The 26,749-nt window shown below is 46.0% G+C and carries 19 protein-coding genes; 11 read left to right on the forward strand and 8 right to left on the reverse strand.

Annotation, left to right across the window (positions count from 1 at the left end; all coding sequences use genetic code 11):
• Nucleotides 1-32 precede the first annotated feature (32 nt).
• The 3 genes from QUA57_RS16990 to QUA57_RS17000 are packed head-to-tail and all read left to right on the forward strand — an operon-like array spanning nt 33 to nt 7,733.
• On the forward strand, nt 33-2,858 hold the full coding sequence (locus QUA57_RS16990) for an adenylate/guanylate cyclase domain-containing protein (protein WP_333062323.1): 2,826 nt from the start codon (nt 33-35) through the stop codon (nt 2,856-2,858).
• Nucleotides 2,859-2,902: 44 nt separating this feature from the next.
• Complete coding sequence (locus QUA57_RS16995) at nt 2,903-6,610, forward strand: PAS domain S-box protein (RefSeq protein WP_333062324.1); 3,708 nt, start codon at nt 2,903-2,905, stop codon at nt 6,608-6,610.
• 4 nt (nt 6,611-6,614) lie between these two features.
• Nucleotides 6,615-7,733, forward strand: coding sequence for an ATP-binding protein (locus QUA57_RS17000; RefSeq protein WP_333062325.1), 1,119 nt, complete (start codon nt 6,615-6,617; stop codon nt 7,731-7,733).
• Nucleotides 7,734-7,747: 14 nt separating this feature from the next.
• Here the strand turns inward: QUA57_RS17000 and QUA57_RS17005 are convergent, their stop codons facing one another.
• Nucleotides 7,748-8,947: an FAD-binding oxidoreductase gene (locus tag QUA57_RS17005; protein WP_333062326.1), complete on the reverse strand. Its 1,200-nt coding sequence runs from the start codon at nt 8,945-8,947 to the stop codon at nt 7,748-7,750.
• A 211-nt stretch (nt 8,948-9,158) separates the two neighbouring features.
• Between QUA57_RS17005 and QUA57_RS17010 the strand changes: the two genes are divergently transcribed.
• Nucleotides 9,159-9,437, forward strand: coding sequence for a hypothetical protein (locus QUA57_RS17010; protein ID WP_333062328.1), 279 nt, complete (start codon nt 9,159-9,161; stop codon nt 9,435-9,437).
• A 50-nt stretch (nt 9,438-9,487) separates the two neighbouring features.
• Nucleotides 9,488-10,027: a DUF2231 domain-containing protein gene (locus QUA57_RS17015; RefSeq protein WP_333040852.1), complete on the forward strand. Its 540-nt coding sequence runs from the start codon at nt 9,488-9,490 to the stop codon at nt 10,025-10,027.
• 67 nt (nt 10,028-10,094) lie between these two features.
• Here QUA57_RS17015 and cutA read toward each other — a convergent pair whose 3' ends face one another.
• From cutA to QUA57_RS17030, 3 genes are all read right to left on the reverse strand, one after another.
• Nucleotides 10,095-10,415 (reverse strand): divalent-cation tolerance protein CutA, encoded by a 321-nt coding sequence (cutA, locus tag QUA57_RS17020; protein ID WP_333062329.1) that lies wholly within the window; start codon nt 10,413-10,415, stop codon nt 10,095-10,097.
• A gap of 323 nt (nt 10,416-10,738) precedes the next feature.
• Nucleotides 10,739-11,638, reverse strand: coding sequence for a pentapeptide repeat-containing protein (locus QUA57_RS17025; protein WP_333040854.1), 900 nt, complete (start codon nt 11,636-11,638; stop codon nt 10,739-10,741).
• 253 nt (nt 11,639-11,891) lie between these two features.
• Entirely contained in the window at nt 11,892-14,423 is a 2,532-nt protein-coding gene (locus tag QUA57_RS17030; protein ID WP_333062330.1) for a VIT domain-containing protein, read from the reverse strand.
• 299 nt (nt 14,424-14,722) lie between these two features.
• Here QUA57_RS17030 and QUA57_RS17035 point away from each other — a divergent pair, with 299 nt between their 5' ends.
• The 3 genes from QUA57_RS17035 (at nt 14,723) to QUA57_RS17045 (ending at nt 18,353) form a co-directional block, all read left to right on the forward strand.
• Entirely contained in the window at nt 14,723-15,703 is a 981-nt protein-coding gene (locus tag QUA57_RS17035) for an Rpn family recombination-promoting nuclease/putative transposase (protein WP_333062331.1), read from the forward strand.
• Between the two features lie 106 nt (nt 15,704-15,809).
• Nucleotides 15,810-17,468, forward strand: a complete 1,659-nt coding sequence (locus QUA57_RS17040) for a CTP synthase (protein WP_333062332.1) — start codon at nt 15,810-15,812, stop codon at nt 17,466-17,468.
• A 462-nt stretch (nt 17,469-17,930) separates the two neighbouring features.
• Nucleotides 17,931-18,353 (forward strand): hypothetical protein, encoded by a 423-nt coding sequence (locus QUA57_RS17045; RefSeq protein WP_015174977.1) that lies wholly within the window; start codon nt 17,931-17,933, stop codon nt 18,351-18,353.
• A gap of 152 nt (nt 18,354-18,505) precedes the next feature.
• Here QUA57_RS17045 and QUA57_RS17050 read toward each other — a convergent pair whose 3' ends face one another.
• The 4 genes from QUA57_RS17050 to QUA57_RS17065 all read right to left on the reverse strand — a co-directional run bounded on the left by QUA57_RS17050 (nt 18,506) and on the right by QUA57_RS17065 (nt 21,950).
• Nucleotides 18,506-19,393, reverse strand: coding sequence for an ROK family protein (locus QUA57_RS17050; RefSeq protein ID WP_333062334.1), 888 nt, complete (start codon nt 19,391-19,393; stop codon nt 18,506-18,508).
• Between the two features lie 224 nt (nt 19,394-19,617).
• Complete coding sequence (locus QUA57_RS17055; RefSeq protein WP_333062335.1) at nt 19,618-20,325, reverse strand: tetratricopeptide repeat protein; 708 nt, start codon at nt 20,323-20,325, stop codon at nt 19,618-19,620.
• 151 nt (nt 20,326-20,476) lie between these two features.
• Entirely contained in the window at nt 20,477-21,700 is a 1,224-nt protein-coding gene (locus QUA57_RS17060) for a murein transglycosylase A (protein WP_333062336.1), read from the reverse strand.
• Nucleotides 21,693-21,950, reverse strand: a complete 258-nt coding sequence (locus QUA57_RS17065) for a hypothetical protein (protein ID WP_333040861.1) — start codon at nt 21,948-21,950, stop codon at nt 21,693-21,695. Before QUA57_RS17065 ends, QUA57_RS17060 begins: the two co-directional genes overlap by 8 nt.
• 218 nt (nt 21,951-22,168) lie before the next feature.
• Between QUA57_RS17065 and QUA57_RS17070 the strand changes: the two genes are divergently transcribed.
• From QUA57_RS17070 to carB, 3 genes are all read left to right on the forward strand, one after another.
• Nucleotides 22,169-22,414 (forward strand): hypothetical protein, encoded by a 246-nt coding sequence (locus tag QUA57_RS17070; RefSeq protein ID WP_333062338.1) that lies wholly within the window; start codon nt 22,169-22,171, stop codon nt 22,412-22,414.
• 91 nt (nt 22,415-22,505) lie between these two features.
• Nucleotides 22,506-22,745, forward strand: a complete 240-nt coding sequence (locus tag QUA57_RS17075; protein ID WP_333062341.1) for a hypothetical protein — start codon at nt 22,506-22,508, stop codon at nt 22,743-22,745.
• Nucleotides 22,746-23,258: 513 nt separating this feature from the next.
• Nucleotides 23,259-26,570: a carbamoyl-phosphate synthase large subunit gene (gene carB, locus QUA57_RS17080; protein WP_333062349.1), complete on the forward strand. Its 3,312-nt coding sequence runs from the start codon at nt 23,259-23,261 to the stop codon at nt 26,568-26,570.
• The last annotated feature ends 179 nt before the right edge of the window (nt 26,571-26,749 follow it).

Below are 26,749 nucleotides of genomic sequence, written 5' to 3' on the forward strand. Positions count from 1 at the left end.
CCAGAGGGCGCCTTTAATATTAAAAATCTCACATGAAAACGTTGTTAAAAAAACTGTTAGTTCCCCACCATTTGGAGTACCTCGCACTTGATAAAAACTTTTTAATCCAAGAAATCTCTCTACAAGTTCAGCGATTTGCCGACTCTCCCGACGAAGTAGTCGCCGGCAAGGATGTCCGCATTCCCTTTCCAGAATTGGTGGGAACTGAAGAAATTTTAATCGATATTTTTGAAAAACGTTTGCCAAGTTTTGAATTAAAAGCGATGACGCGACTATTAGAAAATGGTTCGCGGCTTTATTTTGATATGTATATCGTCGAGTTCACCAATGACGATAATTATCAGAGATTAATTATATTTTTTCAAGACGTAAGCGACAGAATGGCTTTAGAACAAACTCTCGTGCAAGCTACCAATGAAATGGATATTTTATTGAGTACCTTAGCGGCTACTAATAATTATGTTGAAAAAATTATTACTTCAATGGCCGAAGTTTTGTTGGTAACAACAGCCTCGGGAAAGATTAAAAAAGTCAATCAAGCGGCTCAAGATTTGTTCGGTTACAGCGAATCAGAATTAGTAGGCCAGCAAATAGACGCTCTTGCTGCTTTTGGCTCCTCTTTGCAAGCAGTCAGCCAAGAAGAGCCTCAACAATTGCAAACTAACGCCGAATTAATTTGCACGGCAAAAAGCGGAGAAAAGCTGACAGTTGCGTTTTCCTGTACGGCGATTTCGACTGATATTAAAGGTATTTCTGGCTCTGGGCCCGCCCTTCAAGATTTCGTTTACATAGGCCGCGATGTCACAGATAGACAGCGCGCCCGCAAGCGACAAATAACTCAGTACGTCACCACTCGCATCCTCTCTGCATCCGAAACAATCAAAAAAGCTATAGCAGCAATTCTCCCCATAATTTGTGACAGCTTGGGATGGGATACTGCCGAACTTTGGATGCCAGAAGCTGGGGAAAAACTGCTGTCAGAAACTAAGAGAATAACTGCGGTTTCCGACCCCAATTTGCTTCGGTGCGTCGCCAGTTGGACAAAACGCTCAGTTTCTCTCCCCAAATTTGCCGAATTTACCGAACAAATGACCTGTGCGTTTGGCGAAGGATTACCCGGTTTCGTTTGGGCCAGTGGTTCATCTCAGTGGATTGCCGATGTCACAAAAAGCAACAGTTTTATGCGCCGCGAAATCGCTGCTGAAGAAGGACTGCACGGAGCTTTTGGTTTTCCAATTTTGGGCGACTACGATCCTGAAAATTCTGCAAAGTCTGTGTTGGGGGTGATAATTTTATTCAGCCGCGAAGTGCAGTGTTTTGATGAAGAATTGCTCCAGATAATGGCAACCATCGGCAGCCAACTCGGTCAATTTATCAAGCGCAAACAAGCGGAAATAGCTTTGCGGGAAAGCGAAGAACAACTCCGAGATTTATTTGAAAATGCTACTGACTTAATTCAAAGTATTGGAGCCGACGGTCATTTTTTGTATGTAAATCGGGCTTGGCGGGAAACTCTGGGCTACACCGAAGCAGAAATTGCTCAAATGACTGTTTTTGATATCATTCATCCGAACAGTTCCCCCGAGTCTCTGGATATATTGTATCAAGCTATTACCCAAAAAATGGTAACTGAAAATACAATATATCCAGACTCTATTGAACTAACATTTCTTACTAAATATCAGGAAAAAATTTTGCTGGAAGGCAGCATAAGCTGTAAATTTGCCGCAGGTTCGCTAGTAGCGATTCGCGCTATTTTGCGAGACATTACTGCTCGAAAAATGGCCGAAGACGCCCTAGCAAAATCTGTGTCCCTACTGCTAGCAACTTTTGATTCTACTGCGGACGGTATTTTAGCGATTGACAGAAGCGGAAAAATCGTCACTTTCAATCGGCAATTTGTGGAAATGTGGGGCATACCTAATGAAGTGATGGCACTGCGAGACGAGGCCACAACGATCGCCTTTGTCCTGAACCAACTCAAAGACCCCCAAGCATTTCAAGAGAGAATACAATCGCTTTACGAGCAGCCAGAAGCCGAAAGTTACGACTTGTTGGAATTTCAAGACGGCAGATTTTTTGAACGCTATTCGCAACCGCAGCGGCTGGGAGATACAATTATCGGCAGAGTCTGGAGTTACCAAGACATTACGGAACGCAAGCAAGCAGAAGATGCCCTGCGGGAAGAACAAGAAAAATCAGAAAAGCTGCTGTTAAATATCTTGCCCAAGGCAATAGCAGAACGCCTCAAGCAAAACGAAACTACTATTGCCGAATACTTTCCGGAAGTGACTGTTTTGTTCGCCGACATTGTGGGATTTACTGCTTTGTCTGCCGTCATGAATCCGATCGAACTTGTGGAGCTCCTAAATAAGATTTTCTCAGGATTCGACCTTTTGTGCGAACGGCACGGTTTAGAGAAAATCAAGACCATCGGCGACGCATACATGGCAGTAGGAGGACTGCCTGAACCTAGGGCAGATCACGCAGATGCGATCGCCCAAATGGCCATAGATATGCAAGCAGAAATAGCCCGATTTAATGCTAGCCATAATAAATATTTTAGCATCCGCATCGGCATTCACAGCGGCCCGGTTGTTGCCGGAGTTATTGGTATAAAGAAGTTTATTTACGATCTATGGGGCGACACGGTAAATATTGCTTCCCGCATGGAATCTCAGGGTTTGCCTTGGCGGATTCAAGTGAGCGAAACTACTTATAAATTGTTGGAAAAAAAATATTTATTTCAGGAGCGAGGAATGATTGAAGTTAAAGGCAAAGGGGTAATGAAAACTTATATTCTCATTGGTCGAAAATCAGGCAGCTCATCAGTCATCAGTCATCTGGCTGATGACTAAAAGTATTGCTAAAGTTAATTAGCAATACTTTTTGACCAAGACTAATGGAACTTGCTAATTTGTCGGCAAATTTACGATCGCCCGACGAAGCTGTCGATCGCCACCCTGTGACGGTTGCGCCCTCAACTTCCCTCGCAGAGGCGATCGCCCTGATGCGTCGGACGAGCAACCCTTGCCCACTGCCTAATTCACCTGCATTTCCCGACTCAAACGAAACTGTAAAAGCATTTATTAGTTGCGTCTTAGTTGTCGATGAAAATCAGCTAGTCGGACTGCTAAGCCCGGAAGATGTGCTGAACTTAGCCGCCGCCGAATACGGATGGCAAGGCATGAAAGTTGCCGACGCAATGACGCGAAATTTAATTGTCTTACAAGAATCAGAATTTACAGATCTTATTACTGCATTTAAGCTATTTTGTCAATACTCGATCGACTGCTTGCCAATTGTAGATGAACGGGGTCAGCCAGTAGGTATAGTCAGCGAAAAAAGTATTCGCCCAGCAATGTATAGCTGGATCGAGTCACTGCATCAAGAAGTGGCAAAACTCCAGGAACAATGCGAACTGTTAGAGGGCAATTGTGAACTAGAAAAAGTCAGCGATCGCCAAAAGGTCGAAAATGCCATGCGGCAGAGCGAGGCGCGCTACCTGGCGATTGTGGAAGACCAAACTGAACTGATTTGCCGCTACCTCCCAGACGGTAAAATAACTTTTGTCAATCAAGCTTACTGCCGTTATTTCGGCCTGCCGGCGTTCGACTTACTCGGCAAATGCTTCCTGTCCCTGCTGCCAGAAGCAGACCGAGAAATTTTTCAACAGCAATATACTTTTGTGTCTCCCGACAACCCTATTTTTACCTGCGAACACCGAGTAATTTTGCCGAGCGGGGAAATTCGCTGGCAGCAGTGGATCGATCGGGCGATATTTGACGAGAGCGGACAAATCGTCGAGTATCAAGCTGCAGGCCGGGATGTCACGGATCGCAAACAAGCAGAAATCGCTTTGCAGCAGCTCAATGCAGAGTTAGAACTGCGAGTGCAGCAGCGGACACAATGGTACGAAATGGCAGTATCGGCCGGCAAAGTGGGGGTTTGGGACTGGAATTTGGAAACCGGCGAAATCTACATTGCTCCGTCTTTGAAAGCTTTGTTGGGCTATCAGGACGCAGAGATTCCCAACCGCATGGAAAATTGGGTGTCTCACGTTCATCCCGACGATCGAGTTGCAGTCGAGGAAGCAGTAAAAGCTTATCTAGAGGGTGTGACAGAAATTTATGAAGTAGAACACCGGATGCTGCGTAAAGACGGCAGCACCTGCTGGATACTTGCGCGCGGCAGCGCGATCCGATCGGCTTCTGGCAAGGCATTACACCTGACTGGCACTGACACCGACATTACCGATCGCAAATTGACCGAAGAAAAACTCCAAAAATCCGAAGCCGAACTGCTGGCGCTGTTTAACGCGATGACGGATATCGTGCTGGTTTTCGACGCAAGCGGCCGCTACCTCAAAATCGCCCCCACGGCTCCCGAACTGCTGTACAAACCCGCTCCTGAAGTGCTGGGCAAAACCCTCGCCGAAATCTTCCCAGAAGCGGAAGCTAATTTTGCCCTAGCCCACATTCGCCAAACATTGGCATCTGGGCAAACCCACAGAGTTGAATACAGCATGGAAATTGGCTGCAAGTTATTCTGGTTTGATGCCAGTATTTCGCCGCTGGATCTCGATCTGGTGATGTGGGTCGCCCGAGACATTACCGCTCGCAAACAGGCAGAAGCTGCACTGCAAAAGAGCGAAGAAAAGTTTCGCAACTTATTTGACGATGCTCCGATCGCGCTTGGTTTGGCAAGCGTGCGCGACTACCGCACGATCAAAGTGAATGAAGCTCACCGCCAGATGTTGGGCTACAGCGATTCGGAGTTGGCTACCATGACTTTTACTGAACTCACGCATCCAGAAGATTTACAAGGAGATGCGGAGCAAGTCAAGCAGTTGGTCGATGGCCATATTTCTCGCTTCCAAAGGGAAAAACGCTTGATTAAGAAGAATGGCGAGCTGATGTGGGCAAACTTGACGGTGACGCTGATCCGGGACCGCGAGGGCATTCCTCTCTACAGCATGGGGGCGATCGAAGATATCAGTTATCGTAAGCGAGCAGAAATGGAATTTCAGCAGTTAAAAGAACGCCTGCAATTTTTACTTGGTTCTAATCCGGCGGTAATTTTTACAGCCGCACCGATGGAGGACTTTTGTACTACTTACATCAGCGACAACGTTCAGACAATCTTTGGCTACGACCCCCAACAATTGTTAGCAGATTGTAAATTTTGGTCTAGCAGGATTCACCCTGAAGATAGACCACAATTTCTAGTAAATTTTTCGGATTTGTCCGAGGAAAGAAATTGCATTTGCGAGTATCGTTTTCTACACCAAGACGGAATTTACCGTTGGCTAAGAACCGAACTAAAACTATTGGTTGACAGCATGGGCATTCCGATCGAAATTATTGGTTACGCCGCTGATATCAGCAATTCTAAATATGCCGAACTTGCTAGGGGGCAGCAGTTCGAGCAAGAACGGCTTGTGGAGGCGATCGCCCGCCGTGTCCGCCAGTCTTTGCAATTAGAGGAAATTCTCAACACCACGGTTGCGGAACTCCAGCAAGTATTATTAGCCGATAGAGTTTTGGTTTATCAACTTTTACCCAAAAAGGGCGGGCGAGTCATTGCTGAAGCCGTGGCCGAAGGATGCAGCCAACTCGTGGATAGATATTTTGGCGAAGAGGTTTTTCCAGCCCAAAGTTATCAGCTTTATTTGCAAGGGCGAATTTCTGCGATCTCCGAACTAAATGACCCCTGCATTACACCTTGTGTGGCGGAGTTTATGAAACAAATTAAAGTTAGGGCAAAGTTAGTAGTGCCGATTATTCAGCACAGCCAGCTTTGGGGATTGCTGATTGCCCACCAATGCGATCGCTCTCGTGATTGGCAAGAATGGGAAATCAATTTATTTCAGCAGTTGGTGAATCAATTGGCGATCGCCATTCAGCAATCTCTACTTTACCAGCAACTGCAAGCTGAGCTGAGTGACCGCAAACAAGCGGAAGCAAATTTGAAAAACTCCCTCAGAGAAAAAGAAATTTTGCTCAAAGAAATTCACCACCGCGTCAAAAACAACCTCTGCGTAGTTGCCAGCCTGTTAGAATTGCAATCGAATACAGTTGACGACCCGCAAGTCAGCAAAATGTTTGAGGAAAGTCAGAATCGCCTTTATTCTATGGCTCTGATTCACGAAAAACTGTACCGCTCGACTAACCTGGCCCAAATTAATTTTGGCGAATATCTCCAAGATTTGGTAAGTAACTTGTTTCACTCTTACAATATTAGCAACAACCGAATTCAGTTGCAGGTATTAGCTGAACCAATTTCCCTAAATCTTGAAACCGCTACTCCCTGCGGTTTAATTGCCAATGAATTGGTTTCAAATACCCTGAAACACGCTTTTCCTGATGGCACAACAGGTACAGTTAGTGTAGAATGCTATCAAACGGCAGATCGAGAAATCAACCTCTTAGTTAAGGACAACGGCATTGGCTTTCCTCAAAACTTAGATTTTCGGAAAACTCACTCGATGGGGTTTCAAGTTGTCTGCACTTTAACCGAGCAGTTAGAAGGAACGATCGAAATATCCAGAGAACTTGGTACATCCTTTCACTTAAAATTTAACGAGTTAAACTACTTTCAAAGATTGTAAAAATATGAGTGTTGCCGAAAAACCAATTAATATTTTGATTGTCGAAGACGAACTGTTAATTGCTAAGAATTTATCTCCAAAATTAGAAAAATTGGGATACCAAATCGCCGATATCGTTTCTTCAGGAGCAGATGCAATCCAAAGCGCCCGCGAACTAAGACCAGATTTAATTTTAATGGATATAGTTATTAAAGGCGACATTGACGGTATAGAAACAGCAGCAATAATTAATCAAGAATTAGATATACCAATTATCTATACAACTGCCTATGCTGACGACGAAACTTTGCAGCGAGCCCAAAATACTGGTTCTTACGGCTACCTGCTTAAACCTTTTAAAGAAAGAGAAATGCACGCCACTATCAAGATAGCACTGAGCAAACATCAAGAAGCAGTTAGTCTGAAAAATTTAATGGCGTTAGCAGCAGAAAAAAGCGAAAATAGATCGCGCTTTATTTCAATGGCTTACCACGATTTAAACACTCCTTTAACTACCATACAGTTATCGGCGGAAATGTTAGAAGATAGCGACTTGCAGAGAAACCCCGGAACTAGCAATAAAAATGTTGACCGGATTAAAAGAGCCGTCAGTAATATGAGTGGGCTGCTGGAAGATATTTTAATGCTTAGCAAAGCAGAATCCGGGAAAATTTCCTTAAATTTAAATCCGATAAATGCGACGGATTTATGCAATTCTATTTTAGAAGAACTGCAACCTATCGTCACGGACAAACACCTAATACATTTCCGCAGTCATACAAATCCCCTGCACGCCAATCTCGATGCAAAACTACTGCACCACCTTCTGACTAATTTGCTTTCAAACGCTATTAAATATTCACCGAACGGTGGTCAGGTCAGTTTAGACTTAAGTTGCGAAAACCAACAGATAATTTTGTGCGTTCGAGATGAGGGAATTGGAATGACACCGGAATATCAAGCAAAACTATTTCAGCAGTTTGAACGGGGTGCTAATGTAGGCAAGATTAAAGGATCGGGTTTGGGACTTTGCATTGTCAAACACATAGTTGACCTGCACGGCGGTACAATAAGTGTGGAAAGTGCGATCGACAAAGGTACTACATTTATTGTCGCGCTGCCTTTTTTAGTCAGTAGTCAGTAGTCAGTAGTCAGTAGTCATCTATTCTTCTTCCTTCTTCCTTCTGCGATAAATCTATTGGGAGACAAAAGCTCGATCGCCCTATCTTCTTCTCCGCCCGCCGCATTCGCAAATCGCTCAGCCAAAGCAGGTACAATCACCAAAGGATTGCTGAGACCAGAAAAAACGTGCAATCCAGGGCGATCGGCAATCGATCCCACTACAGGCAAATTATCAGCGCTGAATGCCACACTACACTCGTGCCAAGTTGCCGGTAAGCCTGCCAAATCAGGCAAAACCTTGCGGATTCCTGCACGAATTGCCGTTTCGCTGGTTTCGCGATCGACTTTAGCATTCAAATCGCTCAAAGTGCGAGACAATTGCCCGATACGCAAACTCCCATCCTTAAACCCAATTGCACCCGCATCTAAAATCGGTGGCTGTAACTCTTTACCCGGTTCATCCCAAAGAAAATCCACCTCAATTCTACTCGATTCAGCTTCCAATTCAAAACGTTTTAATACCGCAGGCATCACCAAAGTCCTGAGTTTCAAATCCACAGGTGCAGTTTCCAAAATCTCGGTGCGAGTGAAATAAACTCCCACAGAAACAGCAGCCAGCTTCAGTAAACTCCGACTCCAACCTCCAGCACAAATAACCGTATTTTCGCAGGCATAACTTTCGTGTAGCGTCTGGACTCCCGAAATCCGATTTCCCTGTTTGATAAATCCAATTACTTCAGCAAATTCTATAGTTCCTCCCAACCGCAGAAACCCTTGACAATAAGCTTTATTTGTGGCAGTCGGCGAAATGTGACCGTGACGCACAGTCAGAGCTCCGTCGATCGCACTTTTATTCAGCAAAGGTTCCAACTCGCCAGCTTCTGCAACACTCAAAAGCTGCGGAACGATCGCAAAATGCGCGTAATTAGCCGCCACTTTTTCGGCATCATTGCCCGCATCAATTGTCAGCAACAAATCCAACTCGCGAAACTCAGTATCAGCATCTAATTCCGCCGATAAATGGCGGTGGCGTTCGATACCTTCCCGACACAATTGCCGAGTTAAATCAGTCGTTCCCGACCAATAAGCCAAGCCGCCATAACTAAAACGAGTAGCATTTTGCATGGTAGCATCTCGTTCCAAAAGCAGCACAGCACAACCTTTTTTTGCCAGTTCGTAACTCAGTGCCGCACCCGTAATGCCACCGCCGACAACAATCCAATCGTAACTTTTCATGGGCAACTCAAAGGGAATGAAAATATCATGCTTAGATTTTAGCTTACGTTTTTTCGGAACCAATCGAAAAACCTCTACCTACAGGAAGAGGCTGCCTGCGAGCGCCCTAACTGAAACTTCCACCCGTCGGGAGATGTTTAGGTAGAGATATTTTTCGTTCAATAGTAGGAATTAGAGTCAGCAAAAAATTAGAAATACCAGAGAGGTTTTTATGAGTATCGACAAACCAGGCAAAGATATGGAGCGCACTGCCAATCCGGGCGATCGCATTTCCGACAAACCGCAAACCATTGAAGAAAAAGCGCAGCAACTGGCGGTAGACCACGTACCCGACATCACGGGAGATGTTGTTACAGTTCCAACTTATGTGATCGTCGAAGAACCCGATGGGGAAAAGAAAGCTTTGCACCACGTCAAAGACGCCGACGAAATTTCCGACGTAATTCGGCAGGCCCGCGTTGACGAAAATGGCGAGCGGATTTGGGATTAAGTTCAATCCAATAAAAATGGGTTTGTTGTACAAAAGTTACTGTAGAAATCATGGAAACAAATCAAAGAAATAGTACGCCTTATCCCAATATTCCGCCGATTCTCGAAAGTGACGACTCAGAGTATCGCGACGCCGGCATTACGAGTACGCTTTCAGTTGCAGGCCATCCCATCCACCCCATCATCGTGATCTTTCCGGTAGCCTTTTTAGTAGGAGCCGCGGGCACGGACATCGGTTATTGGCTGACAAGCGATCCGTTTTGGGCCAGAGCTTCGGTTTGGCTGATGGGTGTCGGTTTTGCTGCGGGGATTTTGGCAGCAATCACGGGCTTTTTAGATTTTTTCAAAGTTAAAAGAGTGCGCGCTCGCAGTGCTGGCTGGTTGCACATGGGCGGCAATGTGGCGGTTATGGTACTTACCCTGATTAACTTGCTGTTGCGCCAAGGAAATCCGGCGGAGCCGATCGTATATACAGGTTTAGCAATATCGATCGTCGTTGCAACCTTGCTGGGCATTACAGGCTGGTTCGGCGGCGAACTAAGTTTTCGCCATAAAATCGGCGTCATCGGCCCTACCAGTCATAATTCGTAGGTTTATGACCATTTGTAGTAGGGACTTCCGTCCCTCTTCATTTGACACTTTAGGACTAAAGTCCTTACTACAAACTTAAAGATTGTCCCAGCCAATTGAGATAAGCATCGCTGCCAGCGATAATAGGAATAGCAATAATTTCGGGAACTTCATAGGAATGGAGTTCCTGAACTTTTGTTTTTAAAGCCTCAAATTTAGCCAAATCAGTTTTAATCACCAACTGCCACTCTGACTCGGAATGAATCTCGCCTTGCCAAGTATAAATAGAGCGAATGGGCGACAAACTCACACAAGCAGCCAGCTTGTGTTCAACTAGAGATTTAGCGAGATTCTCCGCCTCCGCTTCCGATGCCACAGTTACCAGCACGACGCCAAAATTAACAGTCATAACGATTTGAGATTTGAGATTTGAGATTAAAGATTTGATTTCAACAGAAAACCTTGAACTTAGTCACTTGTAGCGCAACGGCCCAGGCTACGTCCGGCGTGGATATCTGCCACTTTTAATAATTCTAGGACTTAGGCACCGATGCCTAGAAACCGGGTTTTTCAACCAAAATACTTAGTTTAAACCCTCAATCTCGGTAAAAAAACCCGGTTTCTTTGTGCGCGAGTGCATCCATTGATTTTAAAGCAGTGCGAGCGTGCCGCTGGCACTCGCCTATAATTCCATATTTACCAGATTTGATATTCCCAATTACCAATTCCCCATTACCCATTTTTAATTTCCGTAACTTCCCAAGAATTGACTTTGCCAGCCCCAGCTAAAGAAAAATAGCGCCTAGTAGATTCCGGCAAAATAGCTCCCGCCAACAAAGCATTATCTAAATTAGCTCCTATTAACGTCGCCTCGCTCAAATCGGCCGCCATCAAATCTGCTTGACACAACTTTGCCCAATTCAGATTTGCCCCTCTCAAACAACTTCCCCTCAACTTAGCCCCGGTTAAGTTTGCACCCGCCAACTTCACCCCACGCAACTGAGCCGCGCTGAAATTCGCCCCTGCCAAATTCGAGCCTTCCAAATTAGCTCCCATTAGTTTAGCTTCGCTCACGTTAACTCCGCTTAAATCTGCACCGCAGAGATTCACCCCTGTCAACTGCGCTCGCCGCAGACTGACTCCGGTTAATTGAGCTCCAAAAAGTTTTGCATTATTGAGCCTTGCACCGTAAAGGTTAGCCCACTTAAAATTAGCTGCCGTCAGATTCGCGCCCAGCAAGTTAACTAATTGCAAGTCGGCGCTGCACAAATTGGCATTCCACAACACAGCGCCCCGCAGGTTGGCGCTAGTTAAAGTTGCGCCACTTAACTTTACTCTGGGCAATTTTGCTTTTACCAAAAAAGCTCCACTCAAATTAGCTTTTGTCAAATCTGCACCCGAAAGTTGGGTTTCGCCCATTTTGGCAAAAGTCAGATTTGTTCTTTGCATCTGTGCATCGTTGAGTGTTGCTTTGGTGAGAAACGCCCTGCTGAGGTTCGCCCCGGAAAGATTAGCTCGCGAAAGGTTGACTCCGATTAAGATTGCTCCGCTGAGGTTTTTCCCGCTGAGGTCGGCTCCAGTAAAGTCTCTTTGTCCTTTTTCGTAATTGTTGAGCAGTTCACTAACTTCCATAGGGCATCATACCTTCTATGATTGTGGGGTTTCGATCCAGAAATCTTTACTGTTAAGGTTGTTTCAGAAAGGAAACTGTTTCAGAAAGGAAACTGTTTTAGCGTTTGCCTCAAACGGTATAAATTTCCTTAACATCACTTTCTGTTTAAAGGCAATCTCTTAATAAAGATTTTATATCTTCCACGGGGAAGCGATCGCGCTTTCGGTATTTTTGAATTAAAAGTTAATGTTTCTTGACAGAGAGACTCCTTGCTTAACGATCGACAGTAATTCGCAACTTCAGGCGCAGCGTGCCCTTGAACCCTGCGGGAGGTTGCCAGGAACTCAAGGCCCTCTTGAGAGTTTCTACGGCGTCTGTTGCTTGCAGCGTCGAGGTTTTAGTGTCCATCGCCAATCGGGCAACGCGGCCGTCTTGTACCGATAACTCCCATACCGTTTCACCGCTAACCCCCGCCGGGAGATTAACAGATTGCAGGTATTGAGTCAAAGCCGCGATCGCCCCGGCATCCAACCCTTCGGCGCTAACTACTTGGAGGCGAGAAACCAAAGGCTTCGGGCGTTGCAACTCACCGTAACCGGGCTGCCGCGGCATAGCAGGAGCTGGACTCACTGGTGCCGAGTTGCGAGTCGAGGTAACGCTGCGAGAGCCACCCCTAGTTTGCTCTGCCCCTCCCGACTCGAAAATACCCTCATAGCTGACACCCTGCGGCAATTCCACAGGCACTTGCACTCGACGACGAGTTCCATCTGGTTCGACTCGCACTTCTTCGCTCACAGCCACAAAAGCCGTGTATTCCGACAGCAACCGATAAGTCAGAGCAGTATTAGTCACAGCTTCCACCAAAGATTTAGTCTCGCCACCAAACATTTGATTCATTAAATCTTTAATGCGCGATCGACCCCAAAGCTGAGCTACCGCCGAATTGCCAAAATCCGTAGCGTTTGCTGCGACTGATGTTGACTCCCGCTGCCGCCCGCCGGATTGAGCAAAATTAACAGGTAAAACTTGCTCGTAAGCTTTGCCGCCGGCAAGAGTGCCGCGGATGCGAAGTTGACCGGAGGCTCGATCGGCCTTTTTGCCAAACAAAACCAGCGGCTGACTCGCAAACAAGTCTGGGGGTGCGATCGGATAAATTTCTGGTTTTTCCCCCATTCCCTCCCAACTAATTTGAATCTCAGTCAATACCGGACGATTAATTTCCCGAAAAAACTTTTCTGCCGCTTCTGCTGACGGTTCATCTTGACGAATTACTTGAGACGTGCCTCTTCCCACTTCCGCCAAACGGTTAATCAAAAACCGATTCACCGAACCGCCGACACCAAAACTATAAAGTCGATTTCCCGGTTTCAGACTCCCCTGAACCCTGGCTAGCACTTCATTTTCATTACCAATGTAACCGTCAGTAATTAGTACAATACTCCGCAGCCTTCCCGTTGCCGCCGCCGGAAAATTCATCACTGCTTGAATGCCGTTAAGCAGTTCAGTACCACCGTTTGCCTGCAACTTGTTGATATAATTTATGGCGCTTTGTCGGTTGGGAGCCGTATTTGCTAAAGGAGTTGTTGAAAGCGCTTGCGCAGTGTTGGCAAAATCAATAATAGTAAAAGTATCGTTGGGATTCAGCCCTTGAATGAAGCGGCGCATCAACTCCTTAGATTTTGCCAGCGGTTCGCCCTGCTGAGAACCGGAAGTATCCATCAGAAACACGACATCTTTGGGTACAATTTCATTAGTTTTGTAGTGTAATGCCGGAATCAGATAAGTAGCAAAATGACCGCCCCGCTTGTCCGATTGAGTCAAAATAGTTGCCCGAGTATTTTCGCCTGCGACTCGATAGCGCAAAATTAAATCTTTATTGGGAATTGTGTCTGAATTGGCTAATTGGACTTGCACAATATTGCCGCTGCGGTCAGTTGTAATTTGATGGGAAGTAGAGCGGACATCGCCGATCGCAACTCCGGCATCTATTTCTACCGACACAGCAATATTGTGACCCGATCGCGTTCCTGGAGGCAAGACAGGCGGGTTAATGCGATCGGCACCTGAACCATCGCCCCCCCTTAGCAAGGGGGGGTTGGGGGGGGTCGTATTTCCCGAAATATAGCGAGGCCCTACCACCATTGGAAACACAAATTCGTAATCGCCACCGACAAACTTGAGACTTTCCGTGTAGCGAATCGTAACTTCAATTTTTTCTCCGGGTTTGATATTAGCGAGAGACTGAGTAAAAATATTGGATCGTTCTTGTTCCAACAAACCCGCAGTCCGGCCTTGCTTTCTGGCTTGTTCGTAAATTTCCAAAGCTTCCTCGCGGCGTTTGATATCAGCTTTAATAGTTCGTGATCCTATTTTAATTTCCATATCATCCACCGCCGCTTCGTCGGGCAAAGGAAATACATAAACAGCTTCTATAGATTCAGGAAAAGGATTTTCAAACTTCTGAACAACTTCGACGCGGGAGATATTGCCAGCTATTTTGGCTTTAACTTCAGTCTGCTTGAGAGGAAAGACTTGTTCTGAGGTCGTATTTGGAGTTTTGACGAACAAACCGCCGACTGGACAGCGATTTTGTGGCGATCGTCCGCCATTGCAATTAACATCGTTACTAGCGAGGATTTTCGGCGACACAGACGAATAAATTTCCCCAGGATCATTTGCCCGCGCTGCATTGGGAGCAAGCCACGCGCCACACTCGTTAGCGAAGCCCTCGAAGAGGATCGCAGCGAGCAATGCCATACCAGCAGAAAGCAACCGTTGAGGGGATAAAACGCAGACAAACTTCATAGCTGTTTTTTTAGCAGACTTGAGGTGCTTTGTTTACCATGACTTTACGCTTCGCGAAACGTTCCTGAGTTAGCTTTCTGGGAAAAATGACTGAGCGCGTAGGGCTGATTTTAGATTGAGTCCACAGGCGCTAATGGGAGACTGGAACTTTTGTCTAGACTGCTGTGGGCTTTCATCCGTCTTGGGGTGATGTCGGTTGGGGCGATCGTCCGCGAACCCAACCTAGAAGATTGTATGATAGTTAAATAATTAAATAACTCTAACCTCAACCTCTCAAGCTCTAATAAATTGAAAAAGCCATGAATTTTATTAACCCCAAAACCGACTTTGCCTTTAAAAAAATCTTCGGCTCTGCTGACAGCAAAGACATTTTGATTAGCTTCTTAAATGCCATCCTCTACGAAGCGCAGCCAGTCATCGAAGATTTAGAAATTCTTGACCCTTATTTAGCTCCCAAAATCAAAGGAGTCAAAGATACTTACTTGGATGTTAAAGCTAAAATTAGTGGTAGCAAAACAGTGATCATTGAAATGCAGGTATTGAATGTAGAATCTTTTGAAAAACGAATTTTATACAATGCTACCAAAGCTTACTCAGTGCAATTGAAAAGCGGAGAAAACTACAACCTATTAAATCCCGTGATTGCCTTAACGATTACAGATTTCCAAATGTTTGAGCATCTGGAAACAGTAATTTCGCGGTTTTGTATCAAAGAAAAAAACAACTTAGTCGATTATTTGGCGGATGAATTAGAATTTGTATTTGTTGAGTTGCCCAAATTTGACAAGACTTTAGCAGAATTAGAGACTCTGACTGATAAGTGGATATATTTCATGAAAACAGCTCGGACGTTAAGGTCTGTGCCGGAAGAGTTGGGAAATGTACCGGAACTCCGCAAAGCTTTTACAATTGCCAATGAAGCAAATCTCGATCCTGATGAATTGGAAGATTTAGAAAGGCGAGAAATTTTTATTCAAGACCAGCGCGGTGCAATTACCAAAGCTACCCGAATCGGGATAGAACAAGGAATAAGACAAGGCATCGAACAAGGCATCGAACAAGGCATCGAACAAGGCATCGAACAAGGCATCAAACAAGGAAATGTGACATTAATTGTTCGTCAGTTGGAGCGCAGTGTCGGCCTGCTGTCGCCGGAGATCAAAACCAGCATCGCTCAGTTATCCGCTCAGCAATTAGAGAATCTAGGAGAGGCACTATTAGACTTTGCCAGTGTGTCAGATTTGACAACTTGGTTGCAAGCACATAACAATCGTCAATAATTTGGTCAAATGGGTGTAGGGGCAATCCCCCGTGGTTGCCCTTATGGATTACCTATGTCACATTTGAGTCTGACCTGACATTGAAACATCTAAAGTCGAAAATCCTATGAGCAAATTTGTGTTTGTGACTGGCGGCGTGGTTTCCAGCATCGGCAAGGGTATTGTCGGTGCTTCCTTGGGCCGCCTATTGAAGTCGCGGGACTATTCAGTCTCGATTTTGAAGCTAGACCCCTATATTAACGTTGACCCCGGCACTCTCAGCCCGTTTCAGCACGGAGAAGTTTTCGTAACGGAAGACGGTGCGGAAACTGACCTGGATTTGGGGCACTACGAGCGTTTTACCGATACTTCCATGTCTCGCCTCAATAGCGTCACCACGGGTTCCATTTATCAAGCGGTGATCAACAAAGAACGCCGTGGCGAGTATCAGGGGAGTACGGTGCAGGTGATTCCGCACATCACTAATGAGATTAAAGAGCGAATTCACCGAGTAGCCAAAAATACTAATCCCGATGTCGTGATTACAGAAATCGGCGGAACGGTGGGAGATATTGAATCTTTGCCATTTTTGGAGGCAATTCGCCAGTTTCGCAAGGATGTCGGCCGGCAAAATGTTGTGTATATGCACGTCACGCTGATACCTTGGATTCCTTCGGCTGGGGAGATGAAAACTAAACCGACTCAGCATTCGGTGAAGGAATTGCGGTCGATCGGCATTCAACCAGATATTTTAGTCTGTCGGTGCGATCGCCCGCTGTCTTTGGGCATGAAACAGAAATTGTCGGAATTCTGCAACGTACCCGAAGAATGTGTCATCACATCTCAAGATGCTAAAAGTATCTACGAAGTACCCCTGATGATGGAACAGGAAGGTTTGGCGCAACAAACGCTCAATTTGCTGCAACTGGAACATCGCCAGCCAGATTTGCATCAGTGGCAAACTTTAGTCAACAGGCTTTACAGTCCCAATCACAAAATTGATATTGCTTTAGTTGGCAAATACGTGCGGTTGAACGATGCTTATCTTTCGGTAGTCGAAGCTTTGCGGCACGCGGCAATTGCGATCGGCTGCGACCTGAATTTGCGCTGGATTAACTCAGAAGATTTAGAATCGGGAAACCTCGATAATTATCTCAAAGATATCAACGGCATTCTTGTACCGGGAGGTTTTGGGGTTCGGGGAGTGGACGGCAAAATAGCGGCGATCGAATATGCTAAACACAACAAAATTCCATTTTTGGGATTGTGTTTGGGGATGCAGTGTGCTGTGATTGAATGGGCGCGCAACATCGCCCAACTAGAGGATGCCAACAGCGCTGAATTTGACCCGGATACATCAAATCCGGTAATTAATTTATTGCCAGAACAGCAAGATGTAGTCGATTTGGGCGGTACAATGCGACTGGGTTTGTATCCGTGCCGTGTCAACCCAGACACGCTAGCTTTCAAACTTTATCAGAAAGAAGTGATTTACGAGCGGCACCGCCATCGGTACGAATTTAACAACGCCTACCGCAATCTTTTCTTAGAATCAGGTTATGCCGTCTCCGGTACATCTCCAGACGGCCGATTGGTAGAAATGATCGAATTGCCCAACCATCCTTTTTTCATAGCCAGTCAATTTCACCCCGAATTCCAATCTCGACCTAGCACCCCCCACCCATTGTTTCAAGGGTTTATCCAGGCCGCTAGCATCCAGGGAAAGCAGGATGTTTTAGAAGATGAGGGTCGCGACTTGGTGGCCGGGAAAGTTGTCGCAAACTGATCTGATATCATGTGCGATCGATGAGTTCTGATATATTAGATGTCTGTAGGGGCGGTTCAGAATAGACAATATTCAAATCGCCCCTACAATGGACATTACAAAACCCACCCAACAGACCAATAGGATTTGATAGGGGTCGCACTTACCGGACTAGATATCGGGCAGCATTCTCAACGAGTGAAAAACCTCCCCCCCAACCCCTATGCTAGGGCTGGGGGGATAGTACCACAAGGGAGAAGGCAGAAGGGAGAAGGCAGAAGGTAAAAATGCTAATATTTTTCTTAACTTTTTACGGCTTTCAAGGGTGATACCAGTTTCCCAAAAAAATGCAACTTTAGGCAACTTCCCAACCCCGATAGTCATCTGTCATGCCCAATCTAAAATCTACAATCTAAAATCTAAAATGGTAGGAGTTGTCAAACTATCCTAAAATACCAGGAAACACAGGTTTGAGGAGGCTTTGTGGCTTATTGGAGCAAAATTACTTATGAGAAAAGTACATACATAATTGACCTTGACACTATTAGTGCTTTTTCTAGCGAACTGGATAACAAGCGTCTCACCTTTTGGCTGCCTAATAGCAGTCAGCCGATTATCCTCAATCCCCAAGGCAATTATGAGGCTTACAAGCAAGTTCTCGATTACCTCAAAAAAACCATTGATCGCAATTCTAGAGGCTCGTGGATTAAAATTCATTATGACCGCAAAGAATTTGCGATTGATATGAGTCGAATTAGCTCTTTTGCTTGTGAACAGAACGGTCGGCTAAGCTTTTGCCTGCCTGACAGCGCAACTAATATTATTATCCTCCGCCAAAGCAACCCGGAAACTTATCAAGAAATTCAGGAATACATTAAAAATACGACTGGACAATCTCTGCCATAAAAAAGTCATTAGTCATTGAAGGATGAAGGGAGACTATGTTTAGTAACTCCTCACATTGATTTTATTTTTTTTTGAGCTAAAGTGCTTAGGTTGCCCTCTCATTTTAGATATTAAAAAAGCGCAGTAAAATGCGCTGCTTTTTTAAATTTTAACTATTGAACAAGCTGCCAAGCTAATTTTGCCGCGCCTACCATGCCTGCTTGATTGCCCAATTCAGCAACCAATAACTGCAAATCTTCGCGAGAAGTCGGCAGAACCCGCCGCTCAATTTCTTCTCGAACCTGCGGCAAGAAAAATTCTGTACCTGCACTAATTCCACCGCCGATAATAATAGCTTCCGGCGTCAAAATATAAATGAGACTTGCCAAACCGATACCCAAATAGCGCCCGTAATTTTGCCAAAATTCTAAAGCTTTGGCATCTCCAGACTTAGCTAAGTTTGCTAATTCTATAGGTTCCAAACCCGTTTCTCGGCGAATTGCTTGCACCGAAACGTACTGTTCTAAAGAACCGCGATTGCCGCTGTTGCACTTCGGGCCGTCGGGATTTATAGTAATCAATCCTAGTTCTCCGGCCGCGCCTTGATGACCTACAAATAGTTTGCCGTCTAGGATAACTGCACCGCCGACGCCTGTACCTAAAGTTAGTAAGATTAGGTTTTTAAAGTGCCTTCCTGCACCCAACCAAGCTTCTCCCAATCCGGCACAGTTGGCATCATTTGCTAATATGGTCGGCAGTCCGGTTTTAGCTTCCACCCAGTCAGCGAGGGGGACGTTATGCCAGTTTTTGAGGTTAATTGCTACTCTGGCTATGCGGCCGGCGGCGTCTGCCGGGCCTGGAGTACCGATGCCGATCGCACTTACAGCATTTTCGACCGGATTCAGTTGTAAAATAGCATCCGTCATGGCGGCTAAAACTGCTTCTGGCGTTGCGGGTTGAGGGGTTGGGACAGTTAAGGATTGGTGACAAATGCCGTCTTCGCTAAATCTGCCGAGTTTAATTGCGGTTCCGCCTAAGTCAATGCCGATTACTTGTGTCATTCGATGTGGGTTTTGGATGCAATAATTGGGGACTAATTTTAATATTATAAACCTATTGTATGTGCACCTAAAACACCTTACAAATTAAGTTTGTAGTGAGAACTGAATTCTTCAAACTTCTCTTTTAAATTTATGATAATTAGCCCCGAAAAATGCCATTAATTATTAATAGTATTAGGTCGCTCGCAATACCTAGCAAAAATTATAGATACCAGCGAGTTCGCCTATGGAATTTCGCCTAACTTACGTTGCGCTACCTCTCGGTTGTGCAAAGCATCGCGATAGTCTGGTTGGAGAGCAATTGCCTGGTTATAAGATGCGATCGCACCTTCAAATCTTCCTAAATTATACTGCTCATTTCCTCGCTCGCACCACGCCTCAGCATCTACATTAACTTCCGATTCTGCCTCCGCAGCCTCTGCGCCTCTGCGGTTCACTTTCCCAGAAAAACCCAAACCATCCCCAACAAACACCGCCTCAATCACCCTCCCCTTTGTATCCTCCTCCTCAACCTCCGGCAGCGGAAACCGTGTCAATATCTCCCGCCCAATTTGCCTCGCCACCTCTGACAATTCCCCGCTGCCAATTCTACCTAACAAAACCAGCCGCTGCGCCAATTCCTGAAGCGAGGCCACCGCATCCGTAGCAGCGGTTTCATCATGTTCGCCCTCTAACAATCTTTTGCCAAACCGTCGCAGCCAAGCAGCCAATTCACTATCTTTAAGGCGTTTTGCGATTAAGAATCCTGCTACATCCCCGCGACTCCAGCCGACATTCACCCCTTCGAGAATTTCCATGAATTTCGACTCGTATTCCGCGTCAGTTAATGTTGGGCGGATGGCGGTATTTTCCGAAGGCGGCGAGGGTTTGGTTGGGGTTGCGAACAGCCGCTGAATTAGTCCTTTGATGAATTGCAGAATTTTGTTGAGCATTTGTGAGGTTGGGAGGGTGGGGTATTTTCTATTTTATAGCAATTATCAAAAATAGATTACATATTGATTGCCGGCGGTATCTGTAGGGACACGGCACTGCCGTGTCCGGGATGGCGACGCACAGTCAAAAATCACATGAAGTAGAATTAATCTACTTTAAAAGCGGATAATACAGTTCTCCTGTTGAGTTGATATAACCGGCCCTATCGCCCGCTAAATTCCCCGTTCCCATGAATACGTCAACTCTCCCCGCGCCTTTGATTGCACCGCCGGTATCCTGATCCAAAACGTACCGATTCACGGCATTTTGTTCGAGTTGTCCTGCCGCATTCGGATAAGGGAGTTTTGTACTAATTAATGCTAGTGCACCGGGTGGCATTAAGGCTTTGTCGGTGGCGATCGACCTTTCGGCAGTTACTGGCACTCCAATGCTTCCTGTGGCTGGAACCCCATTAGTATCCCGGAAGAATACAAAGCTTTCATTTTTCGGCAAATATTTGTTCATATCTGCGGGAAAGTTAGTGAAATATTCCCTTAGTTTCGGCAAATTTAACTCTTCTAAAGTAAACTTTCCGTCTTTAACTAATTCTCGCCCGACTCCTGTATAACTGTGACTGGTTTTGCCTGCAAAACCGACGGTCATCACGCTACCATCTGTTAGCTGCAATCTCGCAGAACCTTGGACGTGCACGAGAAATGCCTGGAATCGATCGCGCAACCAAACTAATTCTAATCCTCGCAGCAATCCTTTACTCGCCTCCAAAGCATCTTCGCCTTCTAATTGCAATCTTGTCGGGTGAGGTTTCGGCCAAGATGCCATGTTTGGCGGCATCCGGTACAGGGGATAACGGTATTCGGAATTAGGCGTGCGAGATGCTGCGTAAGTCGGCTCGAAATAACCTGTAAATGCGACTGTTCCTTGGCCATCTTTGCCCGTGGATTTGTAAAATACAAATTCGCGCTTGACCGATTCCTGAAGTTGTGATGGGGTTGTGGAACTGACAACTAATTGGCGGAATCGATCGAGAGAACGCCGAACTCGATCGCGCGTAACTCCTGCGACTGTATAGCGGCTGTAAGCAGTGGCGGCGGCCGATGTATTGAGATAGCGGAGGCTGTTGTCGATCGACTTTAACAGCAATTCTTTATCACCCGGTTTGCCATTTTCGCCCCAGATTTGAGCGTCAAAGGCGAGATCCTCCGACTCGCCAGCTTGCAATTGATTTATACTAATTGGTTGCAGTGGCGGGGCTGCAACGGCTGGCACCGAAAAAGCGATCGCCAAAACGCAACAGGCGATCGCTAATAGCTGATAGCGAAAAATCTTGCTCAATTTCCAATCTTCCCTACTAAATTGATTATTTTCCTTATTCATCGAATCGTTCGACGCTAGAAGTAAATATCGGTTCTACGCGAATTGCGAGAACGCTGGTAGGCCGAACTACCATGTATTCGCCTTGAATATTTTTGATCGGGACGTTAAGAAATTCTCTTGAATCTTGTTTCGGCACCAGCGTACTGCTGTACCACTTTTGAAAATCTTGCAGCGTTGCGAAACGCACTTCTTCGCGGTGGCCGCCTTCAAGCAGCAGGTGTACGGAATATTCGCTGGGAGTTCTAGGCATAGGAGATAGGGAGAGTTGTTGGACGACAATCTAAAATCTAAAATCTAAAATTGATGTGGTTGCCATCAAGCAGCAGGTGCACGGAATATTCGCACTTGAGTTCTAGGCATATCTGTATTTTAGATTTTTGATTTTAAGCTTTTGGAACGATTCCATATTTTACCTCTTCCTCGGCGCATTCCCTCATCTAGTAGGTTGGGTTGAGGGAGAGGGGGAGAGTGGGAGAAGGGGAGAGTCCGAGAGTTGTTGGAGAAAAATCTCAATCTAAAATCCAAAATCTTAAATCGATTGACGGTGGCCCCCATCTGCGGCTACGCTGTGAAATTAAGGCTGCTTTCCTCAAAGAAGAAGCAGCCCGCGTCGCCCAAAAATCTAGTTGCACTGCCCAAAGCTGCTACCAACAGCAATGGACAGCTAACCGCCAAACTGATTACGCCAGTATGGAGGCTAATGGAGAATTTTAACACTCTCTGTAGCCGCCCTGCTCTGTGTTAACGTGCGGGGCGGCTGGGTTTTTGGGTTTTCCTAGAAAACCAAAAACCAGGAGACCATATTATGTCACAGGAATTCGTACCTGACGATAACTTGTCCGCGCGTCCAAATGACGACTCAGCAGTATCGGAACAGGAAGTCGTGCGGATAACGGTTGTCGGTTCCCGCGCAGCCGTGTTAGAAACCATCCACACATTGTACCGACTGGGATTTGCCCAAGTTGGCGATTGGAGTCCGCCGCAGCGAGGTGCAAAGCCGGGACAAGTTATAAGTGTACTCATTCGCCGATCGCGCAAAGCTTAGAAATAGGCTGAAATACTCTAGGGACACGGCATTGCCGTGTCCTCCATCGCCGCGGCTACATGGCTGGATATCTGATTGTCACATCCTCGGAGGGCGATGGCGGGACGCCCCGCAAGCTACGGGAAATTTCATCATCCAACCCGGTTAATTCTACCCGTTCCCCACAGTCAGGACACGCCTTGGCCGAAGTCTCTACAATGATTAATCCGGCGGAATACAGGGATTGTGTATTTTAGAACACGATTTGACCGCAACACTTAAAATAGTCTTGATTTACCGATCGACCGCACCCTTTTCTCATCAATATTTCTGGTTAGCTGGGGGTGTCTGTCAGCCGGAGTTGCGAGGTTCTGCTTCCAAAATGCTGATAATGGTGCACAATTTCAAATTAACAACAAAACTTGCACTATTTTGAGTAAGCTTTGGGGGGAACAGCTTAGAAAGCCTGTTTCTAAGACTGAGGCAAAATATCAAATTAATCCTCCACCTTGTCCAATTACTAATTACGAACCTATGCCCCGTCGTCAAGACTTAAAAAAGATTCTTCTCATTGGTTCCGGCCCAATTGTTATCGGTCAAGCGTGCGAATTTGACTATTCAGGAACACAAGCTTGCAAAGCTTTGCGAGAAGAAGGTTATGAAGTAGTGTTGGTGAATTCCAACCCTGCAACAATTATGACCGATCCGGAAACTGCCGATCGCATTTACATCGAACCTCTAACGCCAGTCATCCTCGAACAAATCATCGCTAAAGAAAGACCTCAAGCAATTCTACCGACTATGGGCGGTCAAACTGCGCTAAATTTAGCAGTTGCCGTCGCTAAAAATGGCGTTTTAGAAAAGTACAATGTCGAGTTAATTGGTGCTAAGTTGCCAGCAATTGAAATGGCCGAAGATCGGCTATTATTTAAGGAAGCGATGGCACGAATTGGGGTTGCCGTTTGCCCTTCTGGAATTGCCAACACTCTCGACGAAGCCAAAGCAATTGCTCACCAAATCGGCAGTTATCCGTTAATTATTCGTCCTGCTTTTACAATGGGAGGTACGGGAGGCGGCATTTCTTACAATCAAGAAGAGTTTGAAGAAATGGCACAAGGCGGGATTGATGCCAGTCCAGTATCGCAAATTTTGATCGAACAATCTTTGATTGGTTGGAAAGAGTACGAACTCGAAGTAATGCGGGATTTGGCAGATAATGTGGTGATTATTTGTTCGATCGAGAATCTCGACCCGATGGGCGTCCACACCGGCGATTCTATCACCGTAGCCCCGGCGCAAACTCTCACAGACAAAGAATATCAGCGTCTGCGCGATGCTTCGGTGAAAATTATCCGCGAAATTGGAGTTGAAACGGGCGGTTCCAATATTCAATTTGCCGTCAATCCTGTCAACGGAGATTTCATCGTTATTGAAATGAATCCTCGGGTTTCCCGTTCCTCCGCCTTGGCCTCGAAAGCAACTGGTTTCCCCATTGCAAAAATGGCGGCAAAATTAGCGGTAGGTTACACCCTAGACGAAATTTCCAACGATATCACCAAGAAAACTCCGGCGTCTTTTGAGCCGACAATTGACTACGTGGTGACGAAGATTCCCCGATTTGCCTTTGAAAAGTTTCCCGGTTCCGAACCAACTCTGACAACACAAATGAAGTCAGTTGGGGAGGTAATGGCGATCGGGCGCAGCTTCAACGAATCCTTCCAAAAAGCCCTGCGGGGATTGGAAACAGGCCGCGCGGGTTTCGGGTGCGACAAACCGGAAAAGTTGCCGAGTTTGGAACAAATTCGCGCCGGATTGCGGACGCCAAATCCCGAACGCATTTTTACAGTTCGCCACGCGATGATGATGGGAATGTCGGTGGAAGATATCTTCGAGTTCACAGGAATCGACCCTTGGTTTTTGGATAAAATGCAGGAATTGCTGGAAACTGAGAAGTTCTTGAAACGAACGCGGTTGGAAGAGTTGACAAAAGAGGCAATGTTTGAAGTAAAGCAGTTGGGTTTTAGCGATCGCCAAATTGCTTACGCTACCAAAACACCGGAAGATCAAGTCCGCGCTTACCGCAAACAGTTAGGCATAATTCCGGTTTACAAAACAGTCGATACCTGTGCCGCTGAATTTGAAGCGTTTACACCGTATTATTATTCCACCTACGAAGCCGGAGCGGCAATTTGGGAGGTGGGCGATGAAGAAAAGAAGATTTCCCCTGTAGGCCACAGTCTCGCGCCGGAGTCGGAAGTTTTCCCTTCTACTAAACGAAAAGTGATGATTTTAGGTGGCGGGCCGAACCGGATCGGACAGGGAATTGAGTTTGATTACTGCTGCTGTCACGCTTCCTATTCCCTAGGAGAAGACGGCTTTGAGACAATTATGGTCAACTCGAACCCGGAGACGGTTTCGACGGATTACGATACGAGCGATCGCCTGTATTTTGAACCGCTAACAAAAGAAGATGTTCTCAACATCATCGAAGCCGAAAATCCAGAGGGAGTAATTATTCAGTTTGGCGGCCAAACGCCGCTGAAATTAGCGGTTCCTTTACAAACATCTCTGGAAAATCACCCCGACGTACAAACAAAAATCTGGGGAACTTCGCCGGATTCCATTGATACTGCTGAAGACAGGGAGCGATTTGAAAAGATTCTGCGGGAATTGGATATTCAGCAAGCTGCTAACGGTTTAGCGCGCAGTTTTGAGGATGCTTTAATAGTAGCTCAACGGATCGGTTATCCGGTAGTGGTGCGACCGAGTTACGTATTAGGCGGGCGAGCCATGGAAATTGTTTATTCCGATACGGAATTGGAACGTTACATGACCTATGCCGTGCTAGTAGAACCGGATCATCCGATTTTAATTGATAAGTTTTTGGAGAATGCGATCGAGGTTGATGTAGATGCGATCGCTGATGTTACGGGCAATGTGACGATCGGCGGTATTATGGAACACATCGAGGAAGCAGGAATCCACTCCGGCGACTCTGCTTGTTCTATCCCTTACCAAACGCTTTCTGACGCAGCTTTAGCAACAATCCGCCGCTGGACTGTAGAATTAGCAAAATCCCTGAAAGTAATCGGGTTGATGAATATTCAATTTGCTGTTCAAGGGGAACAAGTTTTCATCTTGGAAGCTAATCCGCGAGCTTCTCGAACAGTTCCTTTTGTATCAAAGGCGATCGGAGTTCCCTTAGCAAAAATTGCCTCGCGAGTCATGTCTGGCAAAACTCTAGAAGCTTTGGGTTTTACTGAAGAGATTATACCCACTCATGTTTCGGTAAAAGAAGCTGTATTGCCCTTTGCTAAGTTCCCGGGCGCTGATACCTTGTTAGGGCCAGAAATGCGATCGACCGGCGAAGTCATGGGAATTGACACTGATTTTGGCAAAGCCTTTGCCAAAGCTCAATTAGGTGCCGGACAAATGATGCCGCTGTTCGGAACTGTGCTGGTTTCAATGCGCGATCGGGACAAACTAGCAGTTGTACCCGTTGTCAAGGAATTCTTAGAATTGGGTTTCAGAGTAGTCGCAACTCACGGGACACGCAAAGTTTTGCGAGAGCAAGGTTTAGAGGTAGATTTGGAATTAAAACTGCACGAAGGGCGGCCGAATTTGTTGGATTCGATCAAGAATGAGAAAATTCAACTAATTATTACCACACCTTCCGGCGAAGAATCCCGAGCTGACGGCATCTTTATCCGCCGCACAGCTTTGACTTACAAAATCCCGATTATTACCACAATAGCCGGTGCCAAAGCGACAGCAGCGGGAATTCGATCGCTCAAATCCCACCCGATGGAAGTAAAAGCAATTCAAGACTATTACCCGCAAACCTAGACTGCGAAACACCATATGTTTAGGGTGTACAGGGCGCACTATTAGTGTCAACTTTAAGCTTTTAGTCCGCCAGTCCTCTCGCTCACCCGGCACTCCGCCAGGGAATAAATTCCCTGTCTTATAGCGAAAGTCCTCTCAAAGAGGACTGAATAACTCATTAGTCCTCATATCGAGGACTT

Source organism: Microcoleus sp. Pol7_B2, from assembly GCF_036701035.1.
Lineage (GTDB): Bacteria > Cyanobacteriota > Cyanobacteriia > Cyanobacteriales > Microcoleaceae > Microcoleus.